The organism is Pseudomonas sp. SDO55104_S430, from assembly GCF_054070595.1.
On record NZ_JBSVXG010000268.1, the window covers coordinates 1 to 6,990 of the forward strand.

Below are 6,990 nucleotides of genomic sequence, written 5' to 3' on the forward strand. Positions count from 1 at the left end.
CACATTCGATCGAGTTCTTTCAGGAGGAATACGATCGAATGTGGGAGCGGGCTTGCTCGCGAAAGCGGTAGTCCAGTCAATACAAACCCCAGTTAGAGGTACTTATCCGTCACCGCCCCCTCCGAAGCACTCGACACCGTCTTCGCATACTTGGCCAGCACCCCGCGCCGATACTTCGACTGCGGCCGCACCCAGCGCGCCTTGCGCTCGGCCAGCACCGCATCGGACACATCCACCGTAATTTCCCGCGTCTCGGCATCGATGGTGATTCTGTCGCCATCTTCGACCAGGGCAATCGGCCCGCCCTCAAAGGCTTCCGGCGTGATATGCCCCACCACGAACCCATGGGACCCACCGGAAAAACGCCCGTCGGTAATCAACGCCACATCCTTGCCCAATCCCTTGCCCATCACCGCCGACGTCGGTGAAAGCATCTCGCGCATACCCGGACCGCCCTTGGGGCCTTCGTAGCGGATCACGATCACTTCGCCGGGCTGCACTTCACCGTTGAGAATTCCGGCCAGCGCACCTTCTTCGCCGTGATACACCCGCGCCTTGCCCTCGAAGCGCAAGCCTTCCTTGCCGGTGATCTTGGCCACCGCGCCCGTGGGCGAGAGGTTGCCGCGCAACACCACCAGGTGAGAGTCCTTTTTGATTGGCTGGTCGAAGGGCAGGATCACGTCCTGGCCGTCGGGGTAATCGTCGACATCGGCGAGGTTTTCGGCGAGGGTCTTGCCGGTCACGGTCATCACGTCGCCGTGGAGCATGCCGGCGGCAAGCATGCGTTTCATCAGCGGCTGGATGCCGCCGATGGCCACCAGTTCGCTCATCATGTACTTGCCGCTGGGGCGCAGGTCGGCGACCACCGGGGAGATTTTGCCCAGCTCGACGAAGTCATCCAGGGTCAGCTCGACATCCACTGCATGGGCCATGGCCAGCAGGTGCAGCACGGCGTTGGTGGAGCCGGCGAGGGCGATTACCACGCGGATGGCGTTTTCGAAAGCCTGGCGGGTCATGATGTCCCGGGGCTTGAGGTCGAGCTTGAGCAGTTCCATCACCTGCTGACCGGCGCGGAAGCTGTCCGAGACTTTATCGCTGCCCACGGCATCCTGGGAGCTGGAACCGGGCAGGCTCATGCCCAGCGCTTCGATGGCCGAGGCCATGGTGTTGGCGGTGTACATGCCGCCGCAGGAACCGGGGCCGGGAATGGCCACTTCCTCGATCTGCTTGACCTGGATTTCGTTGATGTCGCCGCGGGCATGCTGGCCCACGGCTTCGAACACGGAAATGATGTCGGTGTGGCCGGCCCCCGGGCGGATGGTGCCGCCGTAGACGAAGATCGACGGCCGATTGAGCCGCGCCATGCCGATCAGGCAGCCGGGCATGTTCTTGTCGCAGCCGCCCACGGTCACCAGGCCGTCGAAACCTTCGCAGCCGACCACCGTTTCGATGGAGTCGGCGATCACCTCGCGCGACACCAGCGAATACTTCATGCCTTCGGTGCCGTTGGCGATGCCGTCGGAAATGGTGATGGTGTTGAACACGACCCCTTTGGCGCCGGCGGCATTCGCGCCTTTTTCGGCTTCAAGGGCCAGCTTGTCGATGTGCATGTTGCACGGCGTGACCATCGCCCAGGTTGAGGCGATGCCGATCTGCGGCTTGGTGAAATCTTCATCGGTAAAGCCCACGGCCCGCAGCATGGCCCGGGCCGGGGCGGCTTCGACGCCGTCGATGACTTCGGAGGAATATTTGCGCAAATCGTCTTTGTCGCTCATAACTTCACCTCAAACGTTCGTCGAGCCGTTTCGATGTAAAAGTCTGAACAAGTATAGAGCGCCAGGGGCGGCTGCCCGGACTATCCGGTCATCAACAGACGCGCGGGTTTGCCGTGTCGTGATATTCTTCGCAACAACTTGGTTTGACCTATTCAGTTTTCCTGCCTTCGAGGCGGGCAAACGGAATCACTGTCGCTCAAGTAGCTGAAGCCAAAAAAGATAAAAAGTCAGTTCAGAAGGGACAAATAACTGAGGTCGATGCAGTTCGTCGGCCTTGTGTGCCCACCCTGCAAATCCAGTGCGTGTAACCGGACAGTCGGCCTGGCTGTCGTGATCGAGGGACTCGTGGCGGGATCGGCAGGGCGGATGACGTTTTATCAAAGGTGTTACAGATGTTTAAGAAAGTAAACACGGCCCTGGTGGGGCTGGCTTTGTCGTTGGGGATGACGACAGCCCACGCCGCAGATGCCAAGAAAGTCGATGTGTTGCTGGTTGGCGGCGGCATCATGAGCGCAACCCTGGGTGTATGGCTCAACGAGCTGGAGCCCGGCACCTCGATGGAAATGATCGAGCGTCTGGACGGCGTCGCCCTGGAAAGCTCCAACGGCTGGAACAACGCCGGCACCGGTCACTCCGCCCTGGCCGAACTGAACTACACCCCGGAAGACGACAAAGGCAACGTGTCGATTCCCAAGGCCGTCGAAATCAACGAAGCGTTCCAGGTTTCCCGTCAGTTCTGGGCCTGGCAGGTCCAGCAGGGCGTGCTGAAGAACCCGCGCTCGTTCATCAACACCACGCCGCACATGAGCTTCGTGTGGGGCGATGACAACATCAAATTCCTGAAAAAGCGCTACGAAGCCCTGCAGGCCAGCCCGCTGTTCACCGGCATGCAGTACTCCGAAGACCCGGCTGTGATCAAGAAGTGGGTCCCGCTGATGATGGAAGGGCGTGACCCGAACCAGAAAATCGCGGCCACCTGGAGCCCGCTGGGTACCGACATGAACTTCGGCGAAATCACCCGCCAGTTCGTTGCGCACCTGCAGACCCTGCCGAAATTCGACTTGAAACTGTCCAGCGAAGTGCAGGACATCACCAAGAACGACGACGGCACCTGGCGCGTCACCTACAAAAACCTGAAAGACGGCAGCAAGTCCGAAACCGACGCCAAGTTCGTGTTCATCGGCGCCGGCGGCGGTGCCCTGCACCTGCTGCAGAAGTCGGGCATCCCTGAAGCCCGTGAATACGGTGGCTTCCCGGTGGGTGGCTCGTTCCTGGTGACCGATAACCCGGCCATCACCGAGCAACACCTGGCCAAGGCCTACGGCAAAGCTTCCGTCGGCGCGCCACCTATGTCGGTTCCACACCTGGACACCCGCGTGCTCGATGGCAAGCGCGTGATCCTGTTTGGCCCGTTCGCGACCTTCAGCACCAAGTTCCTCAAGGAAGGCTCGTACTTTGACCTGCTGACATCGACCACCACGCACAACGTGTGGCCAATGACCAAGGTCGGCATCAAGGAATACCCGCTGGTGGAGTACCTGGCCGGCCAGCTGATGCTGTCTGACGAAGACCGCCTCAACGCCCTGAAGGAATACTTCCCGAACGCCAAGGCCGAAGACTGGCGTCTGTGGCAAGCAGGCCAGCGCGTGCAGATCATCAAGCGTGACGAAGCCGCCGGTGGCGTGCTGAAACTCGGTACCGAAATCGTCGCCTCTTCCGACGGCAGCATTGCCGGCCTGCTGGGCGCCTCCCCAGGTGCCTCGACCGCCGCGCCGATCATGCTGTCGGTGATCCAGAAGGTGTTCAAGGACAAGGTCGCGACTCCTGAGTGGCAGGAAAAACTGCACAAGATCGTCCCGAGCTACGGCACCCAGTTGAACAGCGACCCGGCCAAAGTGGCAGAAGAATGGGCCTACACCGCCAAGGTGCTGGAACTGCCAACCCCACCGGTCATCGGCCAGCCAGCCCCGGCTGTTGAAACCGAACAGGCCGTGCCTGTGAAAGAGAGTGCAGCGAACGACATGGCGCTGTAATTCGCCGTCAAGCTGAACCGCAAAAGGAAAGCCCGCTGAACCGGTGACGGTCAGCGGGCTTTTTATTGCTCGGAATCTGGCCCACCTCTGTAGGAGCGAAGCTTGCTCGCGAAAGCGGCGTGTCAGGCAATGAAGATGCTGAAGCTACCAACCCCATCGCGAGCAGGCTCGCTCCCACAGGTACAGTGGGTGTACGCAAAATCCGCGGCCAACCAAAACCACTGTGGGAGCGGGCTTGCTCGCGAAAGCGGCGCGTCAGGCAATGAAGATGTTGAATCTGCCGGCCTATTCGCGGGCGAGCCTCGCTCCTACAGTTTCCGTGGGTGTAAGCAAAGTCTGCGGCCAACCAAAACCACTGTGGGAGCGAGCCTGCTCGCGATAAATCCTGGGTTAGCACTGTCTCAGTGGGAGTTGCCGAAGGCTGCAATCTTTTGATCCTGCTTTTAAAAGATCGCAGCCTCGTTGCACTCGACAGCTCCTACGGGAAGCGTGCCCCCAATCTCATCTGATCCGTATTTTTCATCGCTTTCTGCCTCTGTAATGCACTCAGTTCACCCCGCACAATAGCGGCGCGTTCCGCAGTCACACATGCGGTGCACCGCAAAACTCAATGTGCAGGAGGCCTTATGGGCAAGATGGCGATTTTTCTGGGTGGCTTTCTGGTGGTGACCATTCTGATTGGCATGCTGGCGACGATTTCGCCAGTGTGAGCGAAGCTGTCTATGATTGACCGGGATTGATTCATTCCTTGAGGTCAACATGGCTTTGACGCTTCTGCTGCGCTGCAGCGATCTGGACGGCACGCGCCGGCACTACCGCGACACCCTGGGCTTCACCGTGTTCGACTCTGCGGAATCGACCCTCACGGTGGTGCTGGATGATTGTCGGATCACCTTCACGCAGCAGAACCTGTGGGGTACTGCGATGGCGTGCTCCGGCACGATCTATTGCGCGATTTCCGAAGTGGATCGGTACTACGAATCGGTCAAGGACAAGGTCGAGATTGCCTGGCCGTTGCAGGACATGCCGTACGGATCACGGGAGTTCGGCGTGCGCGATTGCAATGGGTATTACCTGGCGTTTGCGCAGCTTTCGGCGGTTGGCTGATCCGGGTTTTGTGGTGTTGTGCAGGGCCTTTCGCGGGCGAGCCTCGCTCCTACAGGTCCAGTGAAGACCTGTACGCGAAGGCGCCCGACTCAATGCTTCTGCATGATCTGAATCAGATTGCCGCAAGTATCATCGAACACCGCCGTAGTCACCGGCCCCATAGCCGTCGGCGGCTGGGTGAAGCGCACACCCGCTGCGCAGAGCCGCGCATACTCGGCGTGAACGTCCTCGACACCGAAGGAGGTGAAGGGGATGCCATCCTGTTTCACTGCCGCCTTGAACGGCTTCGCCGCCGGATGCGCGTCGGGCTCCAGCAGCAATTCCACACCATCGGGATCGCCGGGAGACGTGAGCGTCAGCCAGCGAAACTGCCCCATGGGAATGTCGTGCTTGAGCTCGAAACCCAGCACATCCCGATAGAAGGCCAGCGCCTTGGCCTGGTCATCGACCATCACGCTCGTCACTACGATTTTCATTCATCTCTCCTCCCTGTTGATCGCCCGATCTGGCTTGGATAACGAGTTGCTATTGTTCGTTAGCGATACGTTACGCGTTTCTTCTGAACATGAAATCTGGAGTGAACATTCTCGTGATGCACGTCCAGACACCGCTGGCATCCAGACAGCCCGCGTTATCGTTGGCGACCATCGCGAGCAAGCTCGCTTCTGCAAGGGCCGGTTCGTCCGGTAAATGCGATCTGTCAGGGAAATACCGGCTCACGATGCCTATGCTGACACCGGCCAGTTCCTTCGCATGGCAGCCATCACTTACCGGCAAGGTGAACAGATGAACCGCACGCCTCACGATCCTGCAACCGAAACCAATCCGACGCGCCGGCTGGGCAAATCCTATCGCTTCGCCGACGAGCATATGGACCTGTTCTTCATGGCCGCGCTGGGCTGGGGGCCGTCCGGCGGTCTGGATGTCGGGCAGGCGTACTACATCGCCGAACACATCGTCGATGGCGACCCCGATAGCTGGGTAAAAGCCTTCTGCGACTACGGTGACTATCTGGAGCGGCAAGCCAGCGAATGGCTGGCCAAAGGCTGGCGGCGTTCGGCGGGAGAGATGCGTTTGAAGGCATTCGCCAGTTACCGCTCGGCCTGGCAGTTTGCCGGTCCCGGCGAGCGCTTCTGCGAGTTGTACGCGCAGCATCAGCGCGCTTTCAAGCTGGCCGTTGCCGAATTGCAACTGGCGGGCACCCGTTTCGAAATCCCGTGGAAGCACAGTCATCTGGCAGGGCATTACTTTGCCAATGCCGATACCCAGGCGCCGCTGGTGCTGGTGATCGGCGGCTCCGATACCTGTCATGAAGACCTGTTCCTCACCGTGGGGCGCAATCTGCTGGAGCGCGGCTACAGCGTGGCCCTGGCCGACTTGCCGGGACAGGGCGACTCACAGGCCCGCGATTTGTACTGGGAGGCGCACGCGGAACGGCCGATCGCCGCCGTGATCGATCATCTTGTCGCGCACTTTGGTGCCCGAGCAGGGCATATCGCCTTGCTCGGTTTGAGCCTGGGCGGTTACTTCGCCTGCCGCGCCGCCGGTTACGAAAGCCGATTGGCCGCGGTGATGGCGAGCACGCCGCTGCCCGATGCGGGCGAGATGTTCGCCAGGTCGGTCAAGGCCGTCACCCACGACTACAACGCTGGCCCCATTTCCGCGGCGGGGATGCGCAATCATGAGACGACCTTCTGGAAAGCCGGTGCGACGACGCCCGAGGAACTGGTTCAGCGCACGGACCTGATGCGCGCCGATCCCGAGCGGGTCACGCTGCCGTTCCTGTCGCTGCTCGGCGGTGGCGAGTCGGACCTGTTTACCGGACAGTCGCGGGCCTGGCACTCGACCATCGCCTCAACCCGCAAGTCCCTGGTGGAACTGCCGGCGCAGACCGGTGCCGACGGTCATGTGCAGGTCAACAACCGGTTGCGCCTGGCGCAGGAGTGCTGTGGTTGGCTGGACGATCTGTTCGCCCGAAATGCGCCGTCCCTGTAGGAGCGAGCACGCTCGCGATGAACGTCCAGACACCGCGGGCATTCAGACAGCCAGCGTTATCGTTGACGACCATCGCGAGC

General features: G+C 60.7%; 5 protein-coding genes. 3 read left to right on the forward strand and 2 right to left on the reverse strand.

The window, feature by feature from the left end:
- Positions 1–92 precede the first annotated feature (92 nt).
- Entirely contained in the window at positions 93–1,775 is a 1,683-nt protein-coding gene (gene ilvD, locus ACW9JE_RS27090; RefSeq protein ID WP_457434506.1) for a dihydroxy-acid dehydratase, read from the reverse strand.
- Between the two features lie 392 nt (positions 1,776–2,167).
- Between ilvD and mqo the strand changes: the two genes are divergently transcribed.
- Positions 2,168–3,808, forward strand: coding sequence for a malate dehydrogenase (quinone) (gene mqo, locus ACW9JE_RS27095; RefSeq protein ID WP_457434507.1), 1,641 nt, complete (start codon positions 2,168–2,170; stop codon positions 3,806–3,808).
- A 759-nt stretch (positions 3,809–4,567) separates the two neighbouring features.
- Positions 4,568–4,915 (forward strand): VOC family protein, encoded by a 348-nt coding sequence (locus ACW9JE_RS27100; RefSeq protein ID WP_457434508.1) that lies wholly within the window; start codon positions 4,568–4,570, stop codon positions 4,913–4,915.
- A gap of 89 nt (positions 4,916–5,004) precedes the next feature.
- On the opposite strand, the gene ACW9JE_RS27105 is transcribed toward ACW9JE_RS27100, so the two are convergent.
- Entirely contained in the window at positions 5,005–5,391 is a 387-nt protein-coding gene (locus tag ACW9JE_RS27105; RefSeq protein ID WP_457434509.1) for a VOC family protein, read from the reverse strand.
- 310 nt (positions 5,392–5,701) lie between these two features.
- Here ACW9JE_RS27105 and ACW9JE_RS27110 point away from each other — a divergent pair, with 310 nt between their 5' ends.
- Entirely contained in the window at positions 5,702–6,910 is a 1,209-nt protein-coding gene (locus ACW9JE_RS27110) for an alpha/beta fold hydrolase (RefSeq protein ID WP_457434510.1), read from the forward strand.
- The last annotated feature ends 80 nt before the right edge of the window (positions 6,911–6,990 follow it).

Excerpts from the sequence above, each read along its gene's own strand:
- ilvD (WP_457434506.1), bottom strand. The coding sequence starts at position 1,775 with ATGAGCGACAAAGACGATTTGCGCAAATATTCCTCCGAAGTCATCGAC.
- mqo (WP_457434507.1), top strand. The coding sequence starts at position 2,168 with ATGTTTAAGAAAGTAAACACGGCCCTGGTGGGGCTGGCTTTGTCGTTG.
- ACW9JE_RS27100 (WP_457434508.1), top strand. The coding sequence starts at position 4,568 with ATGGCTTTGACGCTTCTGCTGCGCTGCAGCGATCTGGACGGCACGCGC.
- ACW9JE_RS27105 (WP_457434509.1), bottom strand. The coding sequence starts at position 5,391 with ATGAAAATCGTAGTGACGAGCGTGATGGTCGATGACCAGGCCAAGGCG.
- ACW9JE_RS27110 (WP_457434510.1), top strand. The coding sequence starts at position 5,702 with ATGAACCGCACGCCTCACGATCCTGCAACCGAAACCAATCCGACGCGC.